The sequence below is a fragment of the Porphyrobacter sp. THAI-01a genome (assembly GCF_056868655.1).
On the sequence record NZ_CP180579.1, the window covers coordinates 154,172 to 177,979 of the forward strand.

Sequence of the window (23,808 nt, forward strand, 5' to 3'; positions counted from 1 at the left end):
AAACCTTTATGTCCCGCTGTGTCGCTGTCCGCCCTAGCCGCGCGCGCGGGCAAGCGCAAGCACTCTCGGAAGCGCCAGCCCCAGCGCGATCAGCAGCGTCGCCCAGGCCAGCGTCAGCGCATGGCCCCACTGCGCGAACAGCGTTGGCGGCGCGGCGGCGGGGACGAAGCCTTCCAGCTTGTCCGCCTTGCCCATCCCGATGTGGCCGCGCACCACGCCGCCCGCGTCGATCACCGCGCTGATCCCGGTGGTGGTCGAGCGCAGCACCGGCAGGCCTTCCTCGATCGCCCGCATCCGCGCCTGCGCGAGATGCTGCGGCGGGCCCCACGCGCCGAACCAGCCGTCGTTCGAGGGGTTGAAGATGTAGTCGGGACGATTCGCGTCCTCGACGACCGCGCCCGAGAAGACGATCTCGTAGCAGATCATCACCCCCGCCTTGCCGTGCTCGCCCAGATCGAGCGTGCGCGGACCGGGGCCGGGGAGGTAGTCGATGCTCCCCGCCACCAGCCGCGACAGGCCGAGCGGTTCGAGGATCGGGCGCATCGGCAGGTATTCGCCATAGGGCACCAGATGCGCCTTGTCGTAGCCGCCGACGATGTCGCCCGCGCCGTCGATCGCCATCACCGAATTGCGCGCGCTGACCGCCGCAGGGATGCCATCGGGACGGACGCCGATGTTGAGATTGACCACGCCTGTCAGCAGGGTCGATTGCGGGCCGATCACCTGGCCGATCCGCTTGCGGGCGAGCACCGGGTCGCCGCCTGCGGTCATCTCGAAGTAGTAGCGGTCCGGGTAGCCTTCCTCGAGGTAGTCGGGCACCGCGCTTTCCGGCCACAGCACGATGCGCGACTGGTTCTGGCCGGGCGCGGTGAGGCGGGTGAGGCGCGCGAACTGCTCCTCGAACTTGGAGCCGTCGTTGATCTCGGACTGCGGGATGTAGGGCTGGACGAGGGTGTAGCGGAGGGCGGAGTCGTCCTCGAAGGTGCCCGCCGACATAGGGAAGGTCATCCACGCGAAAACCACGGAGGCGAGGCCCAGAGACCAGCGCGGGCCGCGGATCTGCCAGAGCCAGACAAAGGCTGCGGCGACCAGCAGGGTCACGCCCGACAGGGCATAGGTGCCCAGCCACGGCAGGAGCATCGCCATTCCCGGCATCTCCCAGCGCCCCAGAAGCATCAGGCCCAGCGGGGGCCAGGGGTAGCCGGTGAACACCCAGCCGCGCAGCCATTCGGTGACGATCCACGCACCCGCCAGCACCAGCCCGAAGGCCCACAGCGGACGTTTCCGCGCCAGAAGGTGCGTGGCAAGCGCGGCGAGGGCGGGATACCACGCGAGGTAGATGCACAGCAGCGGCACAGCCAGCCACCCGAGGAATTCGGGCATCTTCGCCTGATGGGTGAAGGCGGTCGCGATCCAGTTGTTGGCGAGCGTCAGGTGCGCCCAGCCGAACCACCAGCCGCGCCACAGCGCCTGCCGCCAGCCGTCAGCCGAACGGATCAGCCACACGAACCCCGCCAGCGCGGCGAGGCCCAGCGGCCAGAGGTGCAGGGGGGGATAGGCGCAGGCCGCGACCAGCCCGAGCAGGATCGCCGCCAGCGCAGGCCGGCGCTGCGCCAGCGCGGGCACTGCTGCCAGCCGCTCCATCATGAACCTTACTCGACGGTTTCGAGCGCGCCGCTGTCACCGCCCGCGTCGTCACCGCGGATCGAGGGCGGGAGGATCGAGCTGTCGATGCCGCGCTGTTCGCCGGCGCCATCTGCGTCAGGGGCGCCCTTGCGGGGCTTGCGGCCGCGGGCGGGCTTTTCGCCGCGCTCCGGACGGTCGGCGCGCTTCTCGGCGCGTTCGGGGCGGTCGCCCTCGGCGCGGTTGTCGCGGGGCTTGCGCTGCTGCTGCTGGCGGCGGTTGCCGCGCGGGCGGCTCTCGCCCCGGTCATCGCCGCGCTCGTCGGTGAGGAAGCTCTCGCCCTCCTGACCGGGCTCGCCTTCCTCGACATCGGCGGCGACGTTGAAGTTCTCGCCCTCGTCGCTCTCCTGCGGGCGGTGGACCCGCTCGGTCCGGCGGCCGCGGTCGAAATCGAGATCGTCGTCGGCGTAGTCCTCGGCCGGTTCGCGCTCCTCGCGCCGCGAGCCGCGCTGTTCGTCCTGGCGGGCCTTGTTGTCGGCGATCACGCGGAAGTAGTGGTCGGCGAACTGGAGGTAGTATTCCATCTGCACCCGGTCGCCGTTGTGCTGGGCGTCCTGGGCGAGCTTCTTGTACTTGTCGAGCATCTGCGGGGCATTGCCGCGGGCCCGGCTGTCGATCCGGTTGAGCTGGGCGCCATTGCCGCCCTGGTTGCGGTTGCCGCGACCGCGACGCCGGTTGTTGCGATTGTTATTCAAGGAAAACGTTCCTTATCAGCGACCTGGCGCGAAAAAATCCACTGCACCCGCGGTCTGAAGACCCCTTGCCCATGCGCCACGCCTGGCCGTGCCGAGACGTGCCGCGTGCTCCGCGCTGCCGCTGCCGGGGGCTTACCCTGACGGCCGTCTCAGCTGAGTTTAGGAGCTTGGCCCAGCGGTTTGCGCCCTTCGCAATCCATCTGGCCTGACACCGACGTAGCGATGCAAAAGGGGTTTGCCAAGCCTTTGCCGCGCTTTTCTCTCACGTCAGGATCAGCGCGCGGGGCCGCCGGGCAAGGTCGCGGCGGAGCTCCACGGCAAATCCCGAGGCCTGCGCGAGGGCCCCCACCGGCTCGGCCTGATTCGCGCCGATCTCGAGGATTGCCGCCGCCTGCGGGTTCATCAGCGCGCGCAGCTGGGGGATGAGGACGCGGTAATCGTCGAGCCCCTCGGGCCCTGCGAAAAGTGCGCTGGCGGGCTCGAAGTTCCGCACCTGCGGTTCGAGCGCGGCGGTGTCCTCGACATAGGGCGGATTGCACAGGATCAGGTCGAAGGTTCCCAGTTCGTCGGCCCAGCCAGCGTTGCGCCAGTCGCCCAGGCGGAACGCCGCGCGCTCTGCCAGCCCGAGCGATGCCGCATTCCCCTCGGCAACGGCCAGAGCGCCCGCCGAGGCGTCGATGCCCACCCCCTGCCAGCCGGGCCGGTTCGCCAGCACCGCGAGCAGAAGCGCCCCCGTGCCCGTGCCGAGGTCGATCGCGCGACCCTCCGGCCCCGTCCGCTCCAGCGCCGCCGCGACCAGCGTCTCGCTGTCGCCGCGCGGGATCAGGGTGGCGGGGGTGACGGCAAGGGTGAGGCCGAAGAACTCCGCCGTTCCGGTGATGTAGGCGACGGGCTCGTGCCCCATGCGTCGCTCAACCAGCGCGAGGAAACCCTCGGGCGCGGGGTCGCGCATGGCCTTCAGCAACATCTCCGAGCGGGTCATGCCAAGCGCGTGCGCCATCAGCAGTTCGGCATCGAGCCGCGCCGTGTCGCTCGTGCACGCGAGGCGTTCGGTGGTGGCGCGGATCGCTTCGCCGACGGTCATCCCAATCCCCGTTCGTGCTGAGCTTGTCGAAGCACCGTTCTTCTTCCTTCTGCGCGGCACTCGAAAAAGTGCGGCCCTTCGACAAGCTCAGGGCGAACGGAGGTTCGGGACTATTCCGCCAGCGCCGCCAGCCGCTTGCCCTCGTCCTCGGCGATCAGGGCGTCGACCAGTTCGGCGAGGCCGGGCCCGGCGAGCACCTCTTCCAGCTTGTGCAGCGTCAGCCCGATGCGGTGATCGGTGACGCGGCCCTGGGGGAAGTTGTAGGTGCGGATCCGCTCCGAGCGATCCCCGCTGCCGACCATCGCCTTCCTCGCCTCGGCCTCGGCACCCTGCGTCGCCTCGCGCTGGGCGTCGTAGAGCCGCGTGCGCAGCACCTGCATCGCCTTCTCGCGGTTCTTGTGCTGGCTGCGCCCGTCCTGACAGGTCACCACGGTGCCGGTCGGCAGGTGGGTGATGCGCACCGCCGAATCGGTGGTGTTGACGTGCTGGCCCCCGGCGCCGGACGCGCGGTAGACGTCGATCTTGAGATCCTTGTCCTCGATCTGGACATCGACCTCGTCGGGCTCGGCCAGCACTGCGACGGTCGCCGCCGAGGTGTGGATGCGCCCGCCGCTCTCGGTCACGGGCACGCGCTGGACGCGGTGGACGCCGCTTTCGAACTTGAGCTTGGCAAAGACGCCGGTGCCGGTGACGTTGGCGATCACTTCCTTGTAGCCGCCGATGTCGCTGGCGTTGATGCTGACCGGCTCGACCTTCCAGCCCTGCTCGGCGGCGTAGCGTTCGTACATCCGGTAGAGATCGGCGGCGAAGAGCGCGGCCTCGTCGCCCCCGGTGCCCGCGCGGATTTCGAGCATGGCGGGCTTGGAGTCTGCCGAATCGCGCGGCAGCAGCGCGATGGCGAGGAGACGCTCGAGATCGGGGAGGGTCGCCTTGAGGTGGGCGAGCTCCTCCTCGGCCATCGCCTTCATCTCGGGGTCTGCGAGCATCTCTTGCAGCCCCGCCATCTCCTCGCGCGCTGCTTTCACTTCCGCTGCGATCTTCGCCACTGGCTCAAGCTCGGCATAGTCGCGGGAGGCGCGCACGAAGGCCTCACCCTCCAGCGTGCCCGAGGCCATGCGCGCTTCCAGCTCCGCAAAGCGGTGCGCGATCTGGTCAAGGCGTTCGGGGGGGATTTGCACTTCGGTTTCTTCCATCGTCGGCCCGCACCTGATGCGGACCCAGGCTTTTTAGTGGCGAGCGGCTGAAAAGGAAGCCGAGCCCCGGATCAAGTCCGGGGCGACGATCGGGCTATCGACCAGCAAGAATGAAGCTCTCGACCGCCGTATGGCGCTCTCCGCCATCGCCCATCACACGCATGGGCGAGCCTTCCTCGGTGACAGCAAAAGACACCAGCGCGTGCGAAGGCAGCTTCTTCGCCTTGTCAAAACGCTTGCGCGGCGAGCCGGTGGCAACGAGTTCGGACGAGAAACCGGCCGCGCGAAGGCGGCCCATCAACGCGATGGCGTCGGCGAGGCGGTCGTCATTCTCGACGACCACCACGGCATCGGCCTTGGCCTCCTCCCGCGCGCCCACCAGCATCGCCAGCCGCTCGATCCCTGCCGCCCAGCCGACCGCCGGGGTCGGCGTGCCACCGAGGCTCTCCATCAACCCGTCATAACGCCCGCCGCCCAGCACCGTGCTCTGCGAGCCGAGCGCCGCGGCCGAGGCGCTGCCCTCGTCGGGGATGAATTCGAAGGCGGTGTGGCGGTAGTAGTCGAGGCCGCGCACGAGGCTCTCGGCGCGCACCCACTTCACGCCCGCCGCGTCGAGGCCGCTCGTGACCGCCGCGAAGAACGCGCTCGCCTCTTCCGACAGGAAGGCGTCGATCTTGGGTGCGTCGGCGAGGAAGGGCCTGTCGCGCGGGTCCTTGGAATCGAGGATCCGCAGCGGGTTTTTCTCGAGCCGCTCCTGCGACTCTTCCGACAGCTCGTCCTTCACCGCGCGGAAATAGTCGATCAGCGCCGCCCGCCATGCCTCGCGGCTGGCAGCATCGCCCAGCGTGTTGAGGTGCAGGGTCACGTCCGCGATACCCAGCTCCTTCAAGAGCTGGTCGGCCATCGCCAGCAGCTCGACATCGGCCTGCGGTTCGGCCGCGCCGATCACCTCGGCGTCGATCTGGTGGAACTGGCGGTAGCGGCCCTTCTGCGGACGCTCGTAGCGGAACAGCGGCCCGTGGGTCGCGACCTTCAGCGGCGCATATTGCTGCCAGCCGTTGGTGAGAAAGGCGCGGGCGATCCCGGCGGTGAATTCGGGGCGCAGGGTCAGGCTCTCCCCGCCGCGGTCCTCGAAGGAATACATTTCCTTCGACACCACGTCGGTCGTCTCGCCGAGCGAGCGCGCGAAGACCTCGGTCTTCTCGAACACCGGCATCTCGACCCGGCGGAAGCGGTAGAGGCGGCGGACGCGTTCGAAGGTCTCGACCACGAAGGCGAAGGCCTCGGCCTCGGCGCCGAAGATGTCCTGGGTGCCGCGGATGGCCTGGGGCGTTTTCTTGCTCATGACGCCCGCGCGATTAGGCCCACACAGCCCCTTTCGCAATCCTGCGCCACGCATTAAGGGCGGCGCGAAGTCGCGTTCCAACCTCTCCGCCGCAAGCGAAAACGCACGGCCAACCATAAGGGACAACCCATGCGCATCGACAAGATCCCCACCGGCGTCAATCCGCCCGACGATCTCAACGTCATCATCGAAGTGCCGACCGGCGGGGAGCCGGTGAAGTACGAGTTCGACAAGGAATCGGGCGCGCTGTTCGTCGACCGCATCCTGCACACCCCGATGCGCTATCCGGCCAATTACGGTTTCGTGCCGCACACGCTCTCGCCCGACGGCGACCCGCTCGATGCGCTGGTGATCTCGCGCTCGCCCTTCATCCCGGGCTGCGTGGTGCGCGCGCGCCCGATCGGCGTGCTGAACCTCGAGGACGAGCAGGGCGGCGACGAGAAGCTGGTCTGCGTGCCGGTCAACGAGACCTTCCCCTACTACGCCGACGTGATCGAGACGAGCGACCTGCCGAGCATCATCTTCCAGCAGATCGAGCACTTCTTCACCCACTACAAGGACCTCGAGGCCGAAAAGTGGGTGCGCGTGGGCAAGTGGGGCAACGCCGCCGAGGCGCGCCAGATCACCATCGAGGCGATCGAGCGGTATCAGGCGGGGCAATAGGAGTCCCGATTGCGAACCCGCCTCTGCGGGTTCGCAATCGGTGCTGTTCCCGTGGCTTGCGCCACGCGGCACCTGCGCCTCGCGCGCGTGCGCTCGCGGCCGCTTGCGCGTCCGAATTCAGCGCTTCCCATCAGTTGAGGTGAGATCCTCGGTCGCGTCAGCGACCGCAAGGCCGACCGGCCGCCCGCAGGCGATCAGGCCCCGAAGGGCCTGAAGCTCGCCGAGGACGGGCCCGCGGAGGCGGGCCCGCAATTAGAAAACGCTCAGCAACATCCTGAAGATCAGCGTCAGGCCGAAGGGCAGGCCGATCGCCAGCGCCCACAGCGTCAGCACGTCGCGGCGGAAGGCGGGGGCCATCGCCGGGTCGGTCCCCTGCTCGTCGCCGAGGTCGGCCCAGCGTTTCTCGAACCAGCGGCACACCGGGATGATCCCCGCTACCAGCACGATCAGCGCGAGATAGGGCAGCGCGGTCGAGGAACCCTCGGCCAGCGCCTTCACCGTCACGAAGATCTGCAGTCCGGTGTAGACCAGCAGGCCATAGGCGACATGGTCGCTCATGGCCTTGCGCCAGTCGCGCGTCCCGTTTGCCAGGATGGCGCGCCCCCCGATGCGCCGGTCCGAATTCACCATGTGTGCCGCTCCCCAACGGTCTGTGTCGATGGAGGCAGTATCGCAAAGCCGTCTTCAAGTTGCAACATCCGCCGCCGCTGCGACACAATGTTGCGCGGCTTGCAAGAGGGGCGGGGCAAGCCTTTCAAATCGCCCGCTTGTTGGCCTGCGCGGCGGTGTTCCGGCCCGATTGCCGCAGGGCTAAGCAAAAATCCTGCCAAGTGCGTGTCGAGTCTTTCGCCCCCCGACAGGGCTGCTAAAGATGGCAGGTACATGAGCACGACCACCCTCTCCGACACCCCCCGCGAGGCCGAACCCGTCCAGCCGACGGGCAGCGGGCTGGAGGTGATCTCGATCGCCAAGAGCTACGACAAGCGCGCGGTGCTGACCGACATCTCGCTGAGCGTCGCCAAGGGCGAGGTGCTCGGCCTGCTCGGGCCCAACGGGGCGGGCAAGACCACCTGCTTCTACTCGATCATGGGCCTCGTGAAGCCGGATTCGGGCCGCATCCTGATGGACGGCGAGGATGTGACCAAGCTGCCGATGTATCGCCGCGCGATCCTCGGCCTCGGATACCTGCCGCAGGAAACGAGCATCTTCCGCGGCATGACCGTGGAACAGAACATCGCCTGCGTGCTCGAACTGGTCGAGCCCGACAAGGCCACCCGCGCCTCGGAGCTGGAGCGGCTGCTCTCCGAATTCGGCCTCACCCGCCTGCGCGAATCGCCCGCGATGGCGCTGTCGGGCGGTGAACGGCGGCGCTGCGAGATCGCCCGCGCGCTGGCGGCCAAGCCCTCGATCATGCTGCTCGACGAGCCCTTCGCCGGCATCGATCCGCTCTCGATCAGCGATATCCGCGACCTCGTGAAGGACCTCAAGCAGCGCGGCATCGGGGTCCTGATCACCGATCACAACGTGCGCGAGACGCTCGACATCGTCGACCGCGCCTGCATCATCTACGGCGGGCAGGTGCTGTTCGCCGGATCCCCGCAGGAACTGGTCGCCGACGAGAACGTGCGGCGCTTGTATCTGGGTGAGAGCTTCACGCTTTAGGTCATGCTCCATTCTCCCCAATCTGTTCGTGCTGAGCTTGTCGAAGCACTGCCCTTCTTCCTGACCAACGGAAAAAAGGAAGTGCAGCCCTTCGACAGGCTCAGGGCGAACGGGGTCTGAGGTCATCGCCATGGCCTTGGGACCAAGGCTCGATATCCGGCAGACGCAATCGCTGGTGATGACGCCGCAATTGCAGCAGGCGATCAAGCTGCTGGCGGCCTCCAACCTCGAGATCGAGACCTTCATCGCCGAGGCGCTGGAGGCCAATCCGCTGCTCGACACCGGCGGGCCGGCCGATCCGGGCGCGGAAGCCGACCGCATCGAGATCGCCGCGCCCGCGGGCGAGGAGGCGACCGCCGACCAGCTGATGCTGGCGGGCGGGGGCGAGGGCGATGCGCCGCTCGATCTCGCCTCGGTCGACCGCGATTTCGACACCGGGGACGGGGCCGGCCCCTCGATGCGCGACGCCGAATGGGGTGCGGCGGGTGCCTCGGGCGGGGACCTTGCCGAAACGCCCGACTGGGAGCAGCTGCGCGCCGCCGAGGTGACGCTTGCCGAGCATCTCGAAGGCCAGATCGGTGCGCACACCCGCGATGCCCGCACCGCCTTCGTCGCCCGCCACATCATCGGCCTGCTCGACGAGGCGGGCTATCTTCCCGCCACGCTCGAGGACATCGCCGAGGATCTGGGGGTCGAACTCTACGAGGCCGAGGCGGCGCTCGAACTCGTGCAGTCGCTCGACCCCTCGGGCGTGGGCGCGCGCAGCCTTGCCGAATGCATCGCCATCCAGGCGCGCGAGGCCGACCGCTATGATCCCTGCATGGCGGCGCTGATCGCCAATCTCGATCTGGTCGCGCGCGGCGAGGTGGAGCGGCTGAAGCGCCTGTGCCGGGTGGACGACGAGGACTTCGCCGACATGCTGCGCGAACTGCGCGGCTACAACCCGCGCCCGGGCCTCGCCTTCGCGCCGGCCGAGACCGGCACCGTGGTGCCCGACATCCTCGTCAGCGCCAATGCGGGCGGAGGCTGGGACATTGCCTTGAACGAGGAGACGCTGCCCCGCCTGATCGTCAACCGCGGCTACTATCTCGAACTCGATGCCGGGGCGACCAGCCGCGAATCGCAGAGCTGGCTCAAGGAGAAGCTGGCGGACGCGCACTGGCTGATCCGCGCGCTCGACCAGCGGCAGAAGACCATCCTCAAGACCGCCGCGGAGATCGTGAGGCAGCAGGACGGCTTCTTCCGCCGGGGCGTCGCCGAACTGCGCCCGCTCACCCTGCGCGAGGTGGCCGAGCAGATCGGGATGCACGAAAGCACCGTCTCCCGCGTCACCAGCAACAAGTATCTGTGGTGCGAGCGCGGAACCTTCGAACTCAAGTACTTCTTCACCAGCGGCGTCGCGTCCGCCGACGGCGAGGGCGCATCGAGCGCGGCGATCAAGGCGCGGATCAAGGCGCTGATCGATGCCGAGACGGTGAAGAACATCCTGTCCGACCAGCAGCTTGCCGAGATGCTCCAGAAGGAAGGCTTCGATCTCGCCCGGCGCACGGTGGCGAAGTACCGCGAGGCGATCGGCCTCGGATCGAGCGCCGAGCGGCGGCGGGCCAAGAAGCTCGCAGGGGCTAGCTAGGGGTTCGTGCGGAGGGCGACCGGCGGGCCGGAAGACTATCGTCGCTCCGCCGGTCACCGCCCGGCAGTGTGACTCGAAAGACTCACTCCAAAAAGTTAACGCCCTAAACCTCTTATTAACCTTTTTTGGTGAGAAGCAGCGTGGTTAACAGGCGGCAACCTCTCCTAAGCGGGGGTTACCAGGGGTAAGACACCGGAATACGGGGGACGAAAATGCGCGTTCTGCTCATCGAAGACGAACCGACCACCGCCAAGGCGATCGAGCTGATGCTCACCACCGAAGGCTTCAACGTCTATTCGACCGACCTCGGCGAAGAGGGTTTGGACCTCGGCAAGCTCTATGACTACGACATCATCCTGCTCGACCTGAACCTGCCCGACATGCACGGCTACGACGTGCTCAAGAAGCTGCGCGTCGCCAAGGTGCAGACCCCTGTGCTGATCCTCTCGGGCATTTCCGAAATGGATTCGAAGATCCGCTCCTTCGGTTTCGGCGCCGACGATTACGTCACCAAGCCCTTCCACCGCGAGGAACTGGTCGCCCGCATCTATGCAGTGGTGCGCCGCTCCAAGGGCCACTCGCAGTCGGTCATCCGCACCGGCAAGCTGGCGGTGAACCTCGACGCCAAGACGGTCGAGGTCGATGGGGCCCGCGTGCACCTCACCGGCAAGGAATACGCGATGCTGGAGCTGCTCAGCTTGCGCAAGGGCACCACGCTCACCAAGGAAATGTTCCTCAACCACCTCTACGGCGGGATGGACGAGCCGGAACTCAAGATCATCGACGTGTTCATCTGCAAGCTGCGCAAGAAGCTGTCGCTGGCCTGCGGCGGCGAGAACTACATTGAGACCGTCTGGGGCCGCGGCTACGTGCTGCGCGATGCCGACGAGGCGGTGGAAGCGGCGTAACTGGTTGCGAGGGCCCATCCGGGCCCTCGTCCTCGATGCGTTTCCGTCGCTTCGCGACGGAGCAACTGCGGCTCGCGCGCGTGCGCTCGCGGCCCTTCGGGCCGATTCATACTCACAATCATTGGAACGCCCGGGCCCCTCGGCTCCGGGCGTTTCGCCTTGTCTGAGGCCCGGCTCGCGGAGGATGTCGGAACGACGCTCTGCCGCCCCTGTGCCAACCTTCTCTAGCCATGAAGGAGCACTGGAAATGGCCGACAATCTCAAGGCAGGCGACAGGGTCACGTGGTCGAGCCACGGCGGCACGGCCCACGGCAAGGTGGTGAAGAGGCTCACCTCCGAATGCCAGATCAAGGGCCACAAGGTCGCCGCCTCGCAGGACGATCCGCAATATCTGGTCGAGACCGACGAGGGCAAGCAGGCCGCCCACAAGCCCTCGGCGCTCAGGAAGGTCTGAGCCGTGGTGGAGAAGACCTTCACGCCGACCCACCGCATGGCCTCGGCAGCGCGGCACGGATTACGGCTGCGCGAGAAGTTCGGGCGCGGCGGGACCGAGGTGGGCGTCGCGCGCGCCGAGCAGCTCGCCAATCGCGATCCCGTCAGCGCCGAGGACGTCAAGTCGATGAAGAGCTACTTCGCGCGCCACGCGGTCGACAAGGACACGAAGACGCACGAATGGGGCTCTGACAAGGATTCGAGCGCCGGTTACATCGCGTGGCTCCTGTGGGGCGGGGACGCCGGGAAGGACTGGGCGGAGCGCAAGGCGAAAAGCCTCGAGGATTGACCCCCGCGCGGGCCGATGCCAAGCGCCCGGCATGACGGCGTTCAAGGAAGGCGATCCCACCACCATCACGCGGCTCTATGGCCGCAGCGTGGGCAAGAAGCTGCGCAAGTACCAGCAGTCGCTGGTCGACAATCTCCTGCCCCAGATCGCCGTGCCGGCCGAGGGAGCGGTGACGTCCGAGGTGCTGTTCGGCGATGATCGCCCGCTCCATTTCGAGATCGGCTTCGGCGGGGGCGAGCATCTCGCCTACCGCGCCGACCTGCTGCCCGACCACGGCTTCATCGGGGCCGAGCCCTTCGTCAACGGCGTGGCGCAGGCGCTCACCCATGTCGCCGACCAGCGGCTCGCCAATGTCCGCCTCCACCACGGCGATGCGCTGGACGTGCTCCAGCGGGTCCCCGACGGCGCGCTGACGATGCTCTACCTGCTCCACCCCGATCCCTGGCCCAAGGCCCGCCACGCCAAGCGCCGGATGATGAACGATGGCCCGGTGCGCCTGTTCGCGCAGAAGATGAAGCCGGGCGGCGAGTTCCGCTTCGGCACCGACCACGCGGTCTACCTGCGTCACGCGCTGATGGTGATGCAGCGCCACACGGACCTGTTCGAATGGGTGGTGGAGAAGCCCGCGAACTGGCAGGTCCGCCCCTCCGGCTGGCCCGAGACCCGCTACGAGCACAAGGCCCGCACCGTCTACGGCCACGAGGTCTGGTATTTCCGCTTCCGCCGGCGCTGAGGCCTAGCCTGCGGGGGCCGGTTCGATCGCGTAGGTGACGACATAGGCGTCGTGATCGGACAGCCTGCCGCCTGAATCCGGCCCGTCGAACCACGCCTCGATCCGCATCGGGCGCAACGCGACGGCTGCGCCATTGTCGTAGATCTGCAGGTCCTGCGTATCGAGCCAGGGTTCGTCCCCGTCGAAGCTCATGCGGATATCGCAGGCCGGCAGGGCCGGGTCGTCGCGCGCCCCGAGGCAGTAGCGGCGGGCGAGCTGGTAGCCGTTCTGGGTCTCGAAGGCATCGAGCCGCGCGGGGCTGCGCCGCATGTTGAAATCGCCCGCAATGATCAGCGGACTGGCGACACTGCTCACCCGGTCGAGGAAGGCGGCCAGCTCTGCCGACTGGGCGTTGTGCGCCGCGAGGTGCTTTTCGGGCGGTGCTTTCGAGGCACCCTGCGAGTTCATGTGGGTGGTGGCGATCTCGAAGGGCTCGGCATACCCGGGGACCGCGATCCGCACCAGCAGGATGCCCTTGTTGGCCAGGCAGTCGAGCCCCGCGCAGCTCGTCGGGCCGTAGGCCAGGCTGAATGCGGCGGTGATCGGATAGCGCGAGGCGATGGCAAGGCCGCTGCCCATGACGCGGAGGCCCCATTCGCCGTTGAGGACGTTGCGTTTGCGCAGCACCGGATCGCGGGTGCGCGGCAGGCCGGAACGGGTCCGGGCACGCGGGCCGAGTGCAAAGTGGGGGTGCGGAGTGGCCGATGCCGTGCGCAGGGCCGAGGTGCTGAAGGCTTCCTGGAACACGATCACGTCGGGCAGCTCGCCCGCCTGCTCCATCCGCGCGAATTCGGCGCTGATGGCTTCCAGCGAGGGCCTGCGCCCGGTGCGCGCGGGCCAGGTCAGGCCTTCGATGTTGTAGGTCATCACGCTGATCGTCGCCGGGGCCGGGCCGTCCGCTGCGGGCACGGCCTCGGCCAGCGGCGGCACGGAGGGATAGGAGACGCAGCCCCCTGCCCCGAGCATCAGGGCCAGCGGCCAGAACCCGCGCGGCATTCAGCGTCCGCCTTTCACGATCACGCCGTCCTTCATGATCACGGTGAAGTTCGCCGCCGGATCGCCGATCAGGTCGATGTTGGCGAGCGGATCGCCGCGCACCAGCAGGAGATCGGCCAGAGCGCCTTCCGCGACCACGCCGAGCCGCCCCTCATAGGGCGTGCGCGGGCCGGACAGGGCGAGCAGCTCGGCGTTCTGCGAGGTGACCAGCTTCAGGAGCTCGGCCGGGGTGAAGAAGGGCTTCAGCCGCAGGATGTAGGCGTTCTGCTGGGCGTTGAGATCGGGCTCGAACAGGAAGTCCGTGCCCCACGCCAGCTTCACCCCGAGCCGCTTGGCCATCGGCCAGACGATCTGCTGCCCCTCGATCACCGGCTTGCGCTTCTCGCGCCGCTTCGGGTCCATCGCCTCGGTCGATTCGACCAACATCTGCCCCGACAACCAGATGCCCTTTTCGGCCATCAGCCTGAGCGTATCCTCGTCGAGCAGGTTGCCGTGCTCGATCACCTTCACCCCGGCCTCGATCGCGCGGCGCACCGACTTGGGGTGGTAGGCGTGGACGGTGACATAGGTGTTCCAGTCCGAGGCGGCATCGACCGCAGCCTTCATCTCGTCGAGCGTGTATTGCGTCACGTCGAGCGGGTCGTATTCCGAACTGGTGCCGCCGCCCGCCGCGATCTTGATGTGGCTCGCCCCCATCCTGAGGTTCTCGCGCACCGCGGTCAGCACCTCGTCGCGCCCGTCGGCGATGACGCTCGCCCAGACTTCCTCGGCCTTGGACATCTTGCCCGAAAAGCGGCGCGAGGGTTCGTGGGGGTGACGCAGGTCGGCATGGCCCGAGGTCTGGGAGATCATCGGGCCGGACGGCCAGATGCGCGGGCCCATCACCTTGCCGCTATCGATCAGGCGCTTGAGCATGAACGACGGCCCGCCCACGTCGCGCACCGCGGTGAAGCCCCGCAGCAGCATCGCGCGCGACTGTCCGGCGGAGAGCTGGACAATTTTCTCGAGGCTCATGTCGGGCGCGGCCATCTGCGCGGGCGAGAGGCTGTTGAACATCATGTGCACGTGGTTGTCGATCAGGCCGGGCATCAGGGTCTGGCCCGTCCCGTCGATCACCGTGGCATCGGGCGAGGAGGGCGCGGCATCCGGTCCGATCGCGGCGATGGTGTTGCCGCGCACCACCACGGTGGTGGGGCCGGAGAGCTGGTCGGCGGTGCCGTCGAACACGCGGACATTGGCGAAGACGACCTCGGGTGCCGGCGCGTCCTGCGCCGCCAGCGGGGCGGCCGTGGCCATCACCGCGCTCCAGAGCACCGCGAGCGCCCCGCGCCGGAAAGCTGTCAGCATGTCGTTCTCCCCTCGCCCTTGTTGCGCGCGAGCATGTCACGATATCGCAGGAAAGCCAATGCCTTGCCGGCGGCGGTCACATTCGGTCGGCGCGCGCCTGCCTGGTCCGCCACCACGGCAGCACCGCGAACACCGCCTGCCCCGCGAGGCCGAGCAGCGCGTGCGGCTGGCGCAGGCCGGCGAGCCATTGCGCCGGCGTCTGGCCGGTCGCCGCCGCCAGCGCGCATTCCGCCGCCAGCAGCAGCGCGAAGGCGAGGCCGCCCGTCGCCAGCGCCTCGCCCGCTCCGGCGATGCCGAAGCGGCGCGTGACCCAGCCTGCCGCGATCCAGCTCGCCGCCAGCATTACCGGCAGTTCCAGCGCGGTGGCCGGGAGCACTCCGACCAGCGGCGCGAGCCACAGCACCCGCACCGTGCCGAGCACGAAGCCGAGCGCGAAGACGATCCCCCAGTAGGCCAGCGCCGCCAGTCCCGTCCGCATCATCCCGCCGTTCCTTTCGGCCTGCCGCATCCGGCCCGCACCTCGTCCTGTCCGCGCGAGGATAGCACACACAGGTCAGAACATCGCCGCCCGTCGTCCGCCAGTGTCTCCTGCGGGGGCGCAACCCTTTCACCGGAGACGACCGACATGACCATCTCGACGCTCAAGGACCTCTACATCGACCAGCTGCAGGACCTCTACAGCGCGAACCGCCAGGCCCTGCACGTCACCCGCGAGCTGCACGACACGGCGCGTTCGAGCGAGCTGCGCAAGGCGCTTTCCGCCGGGGCCGAGGGGATCGAGGAAGGGATGGAGCAGCTCAAGTCCCTGATCGAGAACCACGACGCCAACCCGCGCGGCGAGCACTGCAAGGGCATGGAAGGCCTCGCCGCCGAGGCCCGCGCGCATGGGGTGGAGGCCGATTTCTCGGACGAGGACGTGCGCGATGCCTCGATCATCGCCCAGTACCAGCGCATGACGCATTACGGCATCTCGGGCTACGGCACCGCCGCCGCCTTCGCCCGCCGGCTGGGGCTGGAGGACGATGCCGGGGTGCTGTCGCAATGCCTCGAGGATACCCGCGGCGGCGACAAGAAGATGACCGCGATCGCCTCGGGCGAGGTCAACCCCGCCGCTGCCGAGGCCTGATGCGGCAGGACGACGCGCCCGGCCCCGCGGCCTGGCGCGTCGTTCTCAGCCCACCACCCCCGCGCCCGCCAGCACCGCCAGCGTCAGCACGTCGGGCGCGCTCGCGGTCATCGGCACGATCTGCACCGGCTTTTCCATCCCGATCAGCATCGGGCCGATGGTGGAATTGCTCCCCAGCTCGCGCAGAAGCTTGGCCGACAGGTTTGCCGATTGCAGCCCCGGCATGACCAGCACGTTGGCGGGTCCGGAGAGGCGGCTGAAGGGATAGAGCGCCATCACCTTGGGGTTGAGCGCCGCGTCGGGGGCCATTTCGCCTTCGTATTCGAAGCCCGGATCCTCCCTGTCGAGGATCGCCACCGCCTCGCGGATGCTGGCGAGCCACTGGCCCGAGGGGTTGCCGAAGGTCGAGTAGCTGAGGAACGCCACCCGCGGCTCGTGCCCCATGCGCCGCGCCACAGCCGCCGTTTCCTTGGCGATGTGGGCGAGTTCCTGCGCGTTGGGCCGCTCGTTGATCGTGGTGTCGGCGAGGAAGGTCGTGTGGTTCTTGCCAATCATCATGTGGATGCCGAAAGGCAGCGCGCCTTCCTTGGGATCGAGCACGAGGTTCACCTCGCGCACCGTCTGGGCGAAGGTGCGGGTCATGCCGGTGATGATCCCGTCGCCGTGGCCCAGCGCGACCAGCAGCGAGGCGAAGACGTTGCGGTCCTGGTTGACCATGCGCCGCACGTCGCGCTCGGTGTAGCCGCGCCGCTGGAGGCGCTTGTAGAGATAGTCCACCATCGCCGGCACGTGCTCGCTGTCGGCCGAGTTCTGGATCTCGAAGCTGCCCGGATCGCTCACCGAAAGCTGGTGGAGCTTGTCGACCACCGCCTTGGTGCGGCCCACCAGGATCGGGATGCCGTAGCCGAAATCGCGGAACTGGATCGCGGCGCGCAGCACCACCTCCTCCTCGGCCTCGGCGAAGACCATCCGCTTGGGATTGGCCTTGGCGATCTCGTAGACACCCGAGAGCACCGAGGTGGTCGGGTTGAGCCGCGAGCGCAGGGCGACGCGGTAGGCCTCGAAATCCTCGATCCGCGCGCGCGCCACGCCCGAATCCATCGCCGCCTTTGCGACCGCGGAGGACACGACCTCGATCAGGCGCGGGTCGAAGGGGGCGGGGATGATGTAGTCGGTGCCGAACTTGTGGTTCTTGCCATAGGCGAGCGCCACTTCCTCGGGCACCTGCTGGCGGGCGAGCTCGGCGATGGCCTGGGCGGCGGCGACCTTCATCTCCTCGTTGATGGTGGTCGCCTGCACGTCGAGCGCGCCGCGGAAGATGAAGGGGAAGCCGAGGACGTTGTTGACCTGGTTGGGGAAGTCCGAACGGCCCGTGGCGATGATCGCGTCGGGGCGCACGGCCTTGGCCTCGTCGGGCATGATCTCGGGCACGGGGTTCGCCATCGCGAAGATGATCGGCCGGTCGGCCATCTTCTTGACCCACTCGGGCTTCAATGCCCCCGCCGCCGACAGGCCGAGGAAGATGTCCGCGCCCACCAGCGCCTCTTCGAGGCTGGTCGCGCTGGTGGCGACCGCATGGGCGCTCTTCCACTGGTCCATCCCCTCGCGGCCCGGGGTGATCGGGCCGGAGCGGTCGCACATGATGACGTTGTCGTGCTTGACCCCCATCGCCTTGACCAGTGCGGTGCACGCGATGGCGGCCGCGCCCGCGCCGTTCACCACCACCTTCACGTCCTTGATGTCGCGCCCGGTCAGGTGGCAGGCATTGAGCAGGCCCGCCGCGGTGATGATCGCGGTGCCGTGCTGGTCATCGTGCATCACCGGGATCTTCATCCGCTCGCGCAGCGCGGCCTCGATGATGAAGCACTCGGGGGCCTTGATGTCCTCGAGGTTGATGCCGCCGAAGGTCGGCTCCATCAGGGCGACGGCGTTGATGAAGGCTTCCGGGTCTTCCGTGGCGAGTTCGATGTCGATGGAATCGACGTCGGCGAAGCGCTTGAACAGCACCGCCTTGCCCTCCATCACCGGCTTGGACGCCAGCGCGCCGAGATTGCCGAGGCCGAGGATCGCGGTCCCGTTGGAGATCACCGCCACAAGGTTCGCCTTGGCGGTGTAGCGCGCGGCCAATGAGGGGTCGGCGGCGATCGCTTCCACGGGCACGGCCACGCCGGGCGAATAGGCCAGCGACAGGTCGCGCTGCGAGGTCATCGGCTTGGTGGCGACGATCTCGAGCTTACCCGGGCGGATCGTCTCGTGATAGAACAGCGCCTCGCGCGCGGTGAAGCCGCCCCGGTTCTGTCCCGCGTTTTCCTCGGCCATGGTGCCCGATCCCTTCTGCTTTCCCCAAGGTCAATCGCGCCTCGCTTAGCGCCGGTGAGGCCGATGCGATAGGCCGTTTATCGCACCAGGTTCGGGGAAAGCTGCAAGTGTCCTCATTCCCGAATCGGGCCGCATGGGGGTAGGCGAGGGCGATGGCCGCGCTCGACGATCCGAAACCCACCCCGATGATGGCGCAATATCTGCGCCTGCGGGAGGAGGCGGGCGATGCGCTGCTGTTCTACCGGATGGGCGATTTCTTCGAGCTGTTTTTCGAGGATGCCAAGCGCGCCGCGGCAATCCTCGATATCGCCCTGACCACGCGCGGCGAGCATGGCGGGGCGCCGATCCCGATGTGCGGGGTGCCGGTGCATTCGGCGGAGAGCTACCTTGCGCGGCTGATCCGCGCGGGCGAGCGGGTCGCGATTGCCGAGCAGGTCGAAACGCCCGAGGAGGCCAAGGCGCGGGCCAAGCGCGAGGGCACGCCCTCGTCCAAGGTGCTGGTCGGACGCAGCATCGTGCGGCTGGTCACGGCGGGGACGCTGACCGAGGAAGCCCTGCTCGAACCGCGCCGCGCCAACGTGCTGGTCGCGCTGGCGGAACTGCGCGAGGCGGTGGGGGTGGCGGCGGTCGACGTCTCGACCGGCGCGATGGTGCTGGAGGAATGTGCGCCCGATCACCTCGGTGCGGTGCTGGCGCGGATTTCCCCGAGCGAGGTGGTGGTGCCCGAAGACTGGCCGCACGGGCCGGACGAGGCGATCTTCCGCCCCCGCTCGACCTTCGCCAGCGATGCCGGGGCGGAGCGGTTGAAGGCGGTGCACGGCGTCGCCACGCTCGATGCCTTCGGGGCGTTCAGCCGCGCGATGCTGGCGGCGGCAGGCGGGCTGGTGAGCTATCTGGACCATGTCGGGCGCGGCAATCTGCCGCTGCTGCTCCCCCCGGTGGTGCGCGAGAGCCGGAGCACGATGGCGATGGACGCGGCGACGCGGGGGAGCCTCGAGATCCTCGAATCCGCCCACGGGGGCCGCGCGGGGAGCCTGATCGGCGCGGTCGACCGCTGCGTGACGGGGGCAGGCTCGCGTCTGCTGGCGGAGGACCTGTCCGCGCCGCTGCTCGATGCCGCCGCCATCGAGGCGCGGCTCGCGCTGGTGCAGTTCTGGCGCGACCGGCCCATCGAGCGGGCGCAGCTGCGCGATATCCTGCGCGCCATACCCGATCTCGGCCGCGCGCTCGGGCGGGTGGTGGCGGGGCGGGGTTCGCCGCGCGATCTCGGCCAGCTGCGCGACGGACTTTCCGAGGCGGCGCGGCTCCACCAATGGCTGGCGGGTGCGCCCGATGCGCCTGCGCTGCTGGAGGAGGTCACCGCGCGCCTGACCGGCCACGGCGCGCTCACCGATCTTCTGAGCCGCGCGCTCGTCCCCTCGCCGCCGACCGAGCGCGGCAATGGCGGCTTCATCGCCGACGGCTACGACGCCTCGCTCGACGAGTTGCGCGCCACCTCGGGCGATGCGCGCCGCGCGATTGCGGCGATGGAGGCGCGCTACCGCGAGGAAACCGGCATCGCCTCGCTCAAGATCCGCCACAACGGGGTGCTAGGCTATTTCATCGAGGTCGGCGCGCGCCATGCCGATGCGCTGATGGCGCCGGACAGCGGCTTCACCCACCGCCAGACGATGGCGGGCGCGGTGCGGTTCAACTCGGTGCGTCTCCACGAGGAAGCCGCCCGCATCGCCGAGGCCGGGGGTCATGCGCTCGCCTGCGAGGAAGCGCATTTCGAGACGCTGGTGGCCGAAGTCGTCGCCGCGCGCGAGAGCATCGCCGCGACCGCCGCCGCGCTCGCCCGGCTCGATGTCGGCGCGGGCAATGCCGAGCGGGCGGCGGAGGGCGACTGGTGCCGTCCCGAGATTGCCGAGGATGCGGGGCTCGCCATCACCGGCGGGCGACATCCGGTGGTCGAGGCGGCGCTGGCGAAGTCCGGCGAGCGTTTCGTGGCCAATGACTGCAACCTTTCCGGCGACAACCGCCTGTGGCTGATCGGCGGCCCCAACATGGGCGGCAAGTCGACCTTCCTCAGGCAGAACGCCCTCATCGTGTTGCTGGCGCAAGCGGGGGTCTTTGTGCCTGCATCGGCAGCCCGTATCGGCCTCGTCGACAGGTTGTTCAGCCGGGTGGGCGCGGCCGACAACCTCGCGCGGGGGCGCTCGACCTTCATGGTCGAGATGGTCGAGACCGCCGCCATTCTGGCGCAGGCGACGGATCGCAGCTTCGTGATCCTCGACGAGGTCGGGCGCGGGACATCGACCTATGACGGCCTCGCGCTGGCCTGGGCGGTGGCCGAGGCGGTGCATTCGCAGATCGCCTGCCGCTGCCTGTTTGCCACGCATTATCATGAACTTGCGCGCCTCGCCGAGACCTGCGAGGCGCTCTCGCTCCACCACGTCCGCGCGCGCGAGTGGCAGGGTGATCTGGTGCTCCTCCACGAACTTGCCGACGGGCCGGCCGACCGCTCCTACGGCCTTGCCGTTGCGCGGCTCGCCGGGGTTCCCGCTCCGGTGGTGGCGCGGGCCAAGGCGGTGCTGGAGAAGCTCGAAGCGACCCGCGAGGCGACCGGCGGCATCGCCGCGGGGCTGGGCGACCTGCCGCTTTTCGCCGCGATGCGGGCCCCCGAACCGGCGCAGGCCACGCCCGAACAGCAGCTCGCCGAGGCGCTGCGGGCCGCCGATCTCGACGCGCTCAGCCCGCGCAAGGCGCTCGATCTGCTCTACGAATGGAAGCGCGCCCTGCCGACCGCCTCGGGGCGCCCCTCAACCAAGGCTTAACCGCGTTCCTGCTAGGGCACGCGGCCATGTACAAGGCCGTGTTCCAGAACAGCAAGGTCGCGCTCCTCTTTGCGGGGATGACCATCCTGAGCGCCGTCTCGATGGTCGGCACCTCGGAAGACAGCGGCGTCGTGGGCCGCGTCACCGGCTTTGTCGAGGCGAACAGCGATCGCTTGGACGCCGGCGAAGCGCAGGGCGCTGGCGGCGATACCGAGGGCGAGGGCGCCGCGGCCGAGCCTTCGGTCTTCGGCGACTACACGCCCGCAGACCAGCCGGCGGCAAGCGCCCCTGCCGCAGCCCCCGCACCGGTCGGCAATCCGATGACAGCGCCGATCTCCGCCACCGCGCGGATCGACAACAGCCAGCCGAGCTTCACCGGCACCAGCGAGGAGATCGCGCCCGAGGCGGAGTGAGACGCGCGCCCCTGCGAGCGCTCAATCCTCCTCGTCGTCGGGCAGGTCCTCGCGCAGCACGTCATCATCGTCGCGCTGTTCGGCTTCCTCGAGCAACCTCACCTCCTCCATCAGGCCCTCGCCGTCGAGCAGATCCGCTTCCTCGGCGCTGTCCTCGCCATCGGCGATCAGCCACTCGTCGTCCTCGTCGTCGGTGGTCTCGCCGCCGTAGGTGCCTTCCTCGTCGTCGTGGTTGGGCTCGCCGGCATAGGCCGACATGTCGATCCTGCCTTCGCCCTCCATCCGGCGCATTTCGTCGATCAGGTCGCCGGTGGAATCGGGGGCGGGGTCGTAATCGGGCGAGTGGGGCTTGGTGCTTTCCAGCGGGCTCGACGTGCGGCTGTCCTCGCGCCGCGCGGCATCGGCGACGTCCTGCGCCTGTGCGGCCTTCGGGTCCTGCTCGTCGTTGTGGGTTTCCGGCGGAAGGCCCTCGGGATGACCGGGGATCGCGTCGGCGGGCTTGGGCATAGGGGTTCTCCTTCCCGCTGCCTAACCCGCGAACGGCGCCGATTGTTGCCCGCCCTTGCGCCCGGACGCACCGGGCTTGCGCCGGATCAGCGCGTCGGGACCGGTGCCTCGCCCGTGTAGTCGTAGAAGCCACGCCCGGTCTTGCGGCCGAGCCACCCGGCCTCGACATATTTCACCAGCAGCGGTGCGGCGCGGTACTTGCTGTCGCGGGTGGTGGTGTAGAGCACGTTCATGATGTCGAGGCAGGTATCGAGCCCGACGAAATCCGCGAGTTGCAGCGGCCCCATCGGGTGGTTGAGCCCGAGGCGGCAGCCCTTGTCGATGTCTTCGATCCCCGCGGTCGACTGGCCGAGCACGAAGACCGCCTCGTTGATCATCGGCAGGAGGATGCGGTTGACCACGAAGCCGGGTTCGTCCTGGCTAAGGACGACTTCCTTCCCGAGCGAGCGGGCGAAGGCGGTGGTGCGGTCGGTGGTCGCCTGCGCGGTGGCGAGGCCGGGGATCACCTCGATGAGGCCCATGACCGGCACGGGGTTGAAGAAGTGCAGGCCGATGAAGCGGGCGGGGTCAGGCGAGTGGTTGGCCATCCGCGTGATCGGGATCGAGGAGGTGTTCGATGCCATGATCGCGTCGGCTGCCAGTACCTTGCCGGCCTTGTCGAAGATCGCGTTCTTGATCTCCTCGCGCTCGGTGGCGGCCTCGATGATGAGGTCGGCCTCGGCAAAGGGCGCATAGTCGCCGACGGGGGTGATGCGGGCTAGCAGCTTTTCCGCTTCGTCGGCCTCGATCTTGCAGCGGCCCATGAGCTTCACGAGCGCCTTCTCGATCACCTGCTTGCCGGCCTCGGCGCGGGGCAGGTCGACGTCGGTGAGCATGACGTTCATGCCGTGGGCGGCGACGGTCTGGGCGATGCCGGTTCCCATCTGACCGGCGCCGATGACGGCGATGTTGCGCATGGGTGCTCGTTCCTTCGCAAGTGCAGCAAGGAGGCCGCCCTAGCGGGGAAGATGTCGGCTGGCTAGCAGCCTATTTGGCTAGCGCCGAAGCTACCTGTTCGCCCCCGGGACCCACTTCACGTCCGCCCGGCCATCGTCATTCGCCACGCGGGCGAGGACGAAGAGCAGGTCGGAGAGGCGGTTGATATAGGCGAGCGCGGCCGGGTTGACCGCGTCTTCCGCCGCCAGCGCGACCATCGCGCGCTCTGCGGCGCGGGTGGTGGCGCGGGCGACATGGACGCGCGCTGCCGCCTCGCTCCCGCCCGGGAGGACGAAGCTGGTGAGGGGTTCGAGCCGCTCGTTGAGTTCGTCGATCCGGCCCTCGATCCATTCGGGCTGGGAGGGCACGATCCGCAGCACCATCTCCGAAGGGGTGAAATCCCCGTCCGCCGAGGGCGTCGCGAGGTCCGCGCCCAAATCGAACAGGTCGTTCTGCACGCGCGTCAGCAGCGCACGTTCGGCCTCGCCCTCCAGCGCGCAGATCGCAAGGCCGATGGCGGAGTTCGCCTCGTCGACCTTGCCCATGGCGGCGATGCGCGCGGAATGCTTGGGGCAGCGCGAGCCGTCGACGAGGCCCGTCGTCCCGTCATCCCCGGTGCGGGTGTAGATGCGGTTGAGCTTGACCATCGCGGGCGAAGGGTCAGCGCGAGACCGCGAGGATGATCGCCACCACCACGATGGCGAGGCCCTGATACTTGATCCGCGCGAACATCGCCTTGTTCTGGGCGAGCTGCATGTCGGTCGCGGTGGTGCCCTCGCCGGTTTCGAGGTCAATCTTGGTGGTCTGGAGGAAGGCCACCACCCCGCGGATCAGCGAGAAGGCGGTCAGTCCCATGAGGACGACGAGCACGGCGACGAGAAAATAGGTCATGG

24 protein-coding genes are annotated in these 23,808 nt (G+C 68.6%); 10 read left to right on the forward strand and 14 right to left on the reverse strand.

Annotation, left to right across the window (positions count from 1 at the left end; all coding sequences use genetic code 11):
* Positions 1 to 33: 33 nt before the first annotated feature.
* From lnt to hisS, 5 genes are all read right to left on the reverse strand, one after another.
* Positions 34 to 1,647 carry an apolipoprotein N-acyltransferase gene (lnt, locus tag ACMX37_RS00720; protein ID WP_483147063.1) on the reverse strand — a complete coding sequence of 538 codons (1,614 nt, stop codon included), beginning with the start codon at positions 1,645 to 1,647 and terminating at the stop codon, positions 34 to 36.
* 5 nt (positions 1,648 to 1,652) lie between these two features.
* Positions 1,653 to 2,378, reverse strand: coding sequence for a DUF4167 domain-containing protein (locus ACMX37_RS00725; protein WP_483147064.1), 726 nt, complete (start codon positions 2,376 to 2,378; stop codon positions 1,653 to 1,655).
* 262 nt (positions 2,379 to 2,640) lie between these two features.
* A complete protein-coding gene (gene prmC, locus ACMX37_RS00730) occupies positions 2,641 to 3,462 on the reverse strand; it encodes a peptide chain release factor N(5)-glutamine methyltransferase (RefSeq protein ID WP_483147065.1) in 822 nt (273 codons plus the stop codon).
* Positions 3,463 to 3,572: 110 nt separating this feature from the next.
* Complete coding sequence (gene prfA, locus ACMX37_RS00735) at positions 3,573 to 4,655, reverse strand: peptide chain release factor 1 (RefSeq protein WP_483147066.1); 1,083 nt, start codon at positions 4,653 to 4,655, stop codon at positions 3,573 to 3,575.
* A gap of 94 nt (positions 4,656 to 4,749) precedes the next feature.
* On the reverse strand, positions 4,750 to 6,000 hold the full coding sequence (hisS, locus tag ACMX37_RS00740) for a histidine--tRNA ligase (RefSeq protein ID WP_483147067.1): 1,251 nt from the start codon (positions 5,998 to 6,000) through the stop codon (positions 4,750 to 4,752).
* A gap of 129 nt (positions 6,001 to 6,129) precedes the next feature.
* Here hisS and ppa point away from each other — a divergent pair, with 129 nt between their 5' ends.
* A complete protein-coding gene (ppa, locus tag ACMX37_RS00745) occupies positions 6,130 to 6,663 on the forward strand; it encodes an inorganic diphosphatase (protein ID WP_483147068.1) in 534 nt (177 codons plus the stop codon).
* A 252-nt stretch (positions 6,664 to 6,915) separates the two neighbouring features.
* Here the strand turns inward: ppa and ACMX37_RS00750 are convergent, their stop codons facing one another.
* Positions 6,916 to 7,293, reverse strand: a complete 378-nt coding sequence (locus tag ACMX37_RS00750) for a hypothetical protein (protein ID WP_483147069.1) — start codon at positions 7,291 to 7,293, stop codon at positions 6,916 to 6,918.
* Between the two features lie 252 nt (positions 7,294 to 7,545).
* On the opposite strand from ACMX37_RS00750, the gene lptB reads away from it, so the two are divergent.
* The 6 genes from lptB to trmB all read left to right on the forward strand — a co-directional run bounded on the left by lptB (position 7,546) and on the right by trmB (position 12,377).
* On the forward strand, positions 7,546 to 8,325 hold the full coding sequence (gene lptB / locus ACMX37_RS00755) for an LPS export ABC transporter ATP-binding protein (RefSeq protein WP_483147070.1): 780 nt from the start codon (positions 7,546 to 7,548) through the stop codon (positions 8,323 to 8,325).
* A gap of 130 nt (positions 8,326 to 8,455) precedes the next feature.
* Positions 8,456 to 9,955 (forward strand): RNA polymerase factor sigma-54, encoded by a 1,500-nt coding sequence (gene rpoN, locus ACMX37_RS00760; protein ID WP_483147071.1) that lies wholly within the window; start codon positions 8,456 to 8,458, stop codon positions 9,953 to 9,955.
* A gap of 212 nt (positions 9,956 to 10,167) precedes the next feature.
* Entirely contained in the window at positions 10,168 to 10,863 is a 696-nt protein-coding gene (ctrA, locus tag ACMX37_RS00765) for a response regulator transcription factor CtrA (RefSeq protein WP_483147072.1), read from the forward strand.
* Positions 10,864 to 11,110: 247 nt separating this feature from the next.
* Positions 11,111 to 11,317, forward strand: coding sequence for a hypervirulence associated TUDOR domain-containing protein (locus tag ACMX37_RS00770; protein WP_483147073.1), 207 nt, complete (start codon positions 11,111 to 11,113; stop codon positions 11,315 to 11,317).
* A 6-nt stretch (positions 11,318 to 11,323) separates the two neighbouring features.
* Positions 11,324 to 11,644: a hypothetical protein gene (locus ACMX37_RS00775; RefSeq protein ID WP_483147074.1), complete on the forward strand. Its 321-nt coding sequence runs from the start codon at positions 11,324 to 11,326 to the stop codon at positions 11,642 to 11,644.
* 31 nt (positions 11,645 to 11,675) lie between these two features.
* A complete protein-coding gene (gene trmB, locus ACMX37_RS00780; RefSeq protein ID WP_483147075.1) occupies positions 11,676 to 12,377 on the forward strand; it encodes a tRNA (guanine(46)-N(7))-methyltransferase TrmB in 702 nt (233 codons plus the stop codon).
* Positions 12,378 to 12,380: 3 nt separating this feature from the next.
* Here trmB and ACMX37_RS00785 read toward each other — a convergent pair whose 3' ends face one another.
* The 3 genes from ACMX37_RS00785 to ACMX37_RS00795 all read right to left on the reverse strand — a co-directional run bounded on the left by ACMX37_RS00785 (position 12,381) and on the right by ACMX37_RS00795 (position 15,240).
* The gene (locus ACMX37_RS00785) at positions 12,381 to 13,412 is read right to left on the reverse strand and encodes an endonuclease/exonuclease/phosphatase family protein (protein WP_483147076.1); all 1,032 of its coding nucleotides are present in this window, start codon (positions 13,410 to 13,412) and stop codon (positions 12,381 to 12,383) included.
* Positions 13,413 to 14,759, reverse strand: coding sequence for a metal-dependent hydrolase family protein (locus tag ACMX37_RS00790; RefSeq protein ID WP_483147077.1), 1,347 nt, complete (start codon positions 14,757 to 14,759; stop codon positions 13,413 to 13,415).
* 76 nt (positions 14,760 to 14,835) lie between these two features.
* Positions 14,836 to 15,240, reverse strand: coding sequence for a hypothetical protein (locus ACMX37_RS00795; RefSeq protein WP_483147078.1), 405 nt, complete (start codon positions 15,238 to 15,240; stop codon positions 14,836 to 14,838).
* 144 nt (positions 15,241 to 15,384) lie between these two features.
* Between ACMX37_RS00795 and ACMX37_RS00800 the strand changes: the two genes are divergently transcribed.
* Positions 15,385 to 15,885 carry a DUF892 family protein gene (locus ACMX37_RS00800; protein ID WP_483147079.1) on the forward strand — a complete coding sequence of 167 codons (501 nt, stop codon included), beginning with the start codon at positions 15,385 to 15,387 and terminating at the stop codon, positions 15,883 to 15,885.
* Between the two features lie 45 nt (positions 15,886 to 15,930).
* On the opposite strand, the gene ACMX37_RS00805 is transcribed toward ACMX37_RS00800, so the two are convergent.
* The gene (locus tag ACMX37_RS00805) at positions 15,931 to 18,204 is read right to left on the reverse strand and encodes an NADP-dependent malic enzyme (protein ID WP_483147080.1); all 2,274 of its coding nucleotides are present in this window, start codon (positions 18,202 to 18,204) and stop codon (positions 15,931 to 15,933) included.
* Between the two features lie 152 nt (positions 18,205 to 18,356).
* Between ACMX37_RS00805 and mutS the strand changes: the two genes are divergently transcribed.
* Positions 18,357 to 21,020, forward strand: coding sequence for a DNA mismatch repair protein MutS (gene mutS / locus ACMX37_RS00810; protein WP_483147081.1), 2,664 nt, complete (start codon positions 18,357 to 18,359; stop codon positions 21,018 to 21,020).
* 26 nt (positions 21,021 to 21,046) lie between these two features.
* Positions 21,047 to 21,433, forward strand: a complete 387-nt coding sequence (locus ACMX37_RS00815; RefSeq protein WP_483147082.1) for a hypothetical protein — start codon at positions 21,047 to 21,049, stop codon at positions 21,431 to 21,433.
* A 21-nt stretch (positions 21,434 to 21,454) separates the two neighbouring features.
* On the opposite strand, the gene ACMX37_RS00820 is transcribed toward ACMX37_RS00815, so the two are convergent.
* From ACMX37_RS00820 to ACMX37_RS00835, 4 genes are all read right to left on the reverse strand, one after another.
* On the reverse strand, positions 21,455 to 21,940 hold the full coding sequence (locus tag ACMX37_RS00820) for a hypothetical protein (protein ID WP_483147083.1): 486 nt from the start codon (positions 21,938 to 21,940) through the stop codon (positions 21,455 to 21,457).
* 86 nt (positions 21,941 to 22,026) lie between these two features.
* Positions 22,027 to 22,896 (reverse strand): 3-hydroxyacyl-CoA dehydrogenase NAD-binding domain-containing protein, encoded by an 870-nt coding sequence (locus ACMX37_RS00825; RefSeq protein ID WP_483147084.1) that lies wholly within the window; start codon positions 22,894 to 22,896, stop codon positions 22,027 to 22,029.
* A 90-nt stretch (positions 22,897 to 22,986) separates the two neighbouring features.
* Positions 22,987 to 23,562: a cob(I)yrinic acid a,c-diamide adenosyltransferase gene (locus ACMX37_RS00830; RefSeq protein WP_483147085.1), complete on the reverse strand. Its 576-nt coding sequence runs from the start codon at positions 23,560 to 23,562 to the stop codon at positions 22,987 to 22,989.
* Between the two features lie 13 nt (positions 23,563 to 23,575).
* Positions 23,576 to 23,806: a hypothetical protein gene (locus tag ACMX37_RS00835; RefSeq protein ID WP_088912726.1), complete on the reverse strand. Its 231-nt coding sequence runs from the start codon at positions 23,804 to 23,806 to the stop codon at positions 23,576 to 23,578.
* Positions 23,807 to 23,808 lie beyond the last annotated feature (2 nt).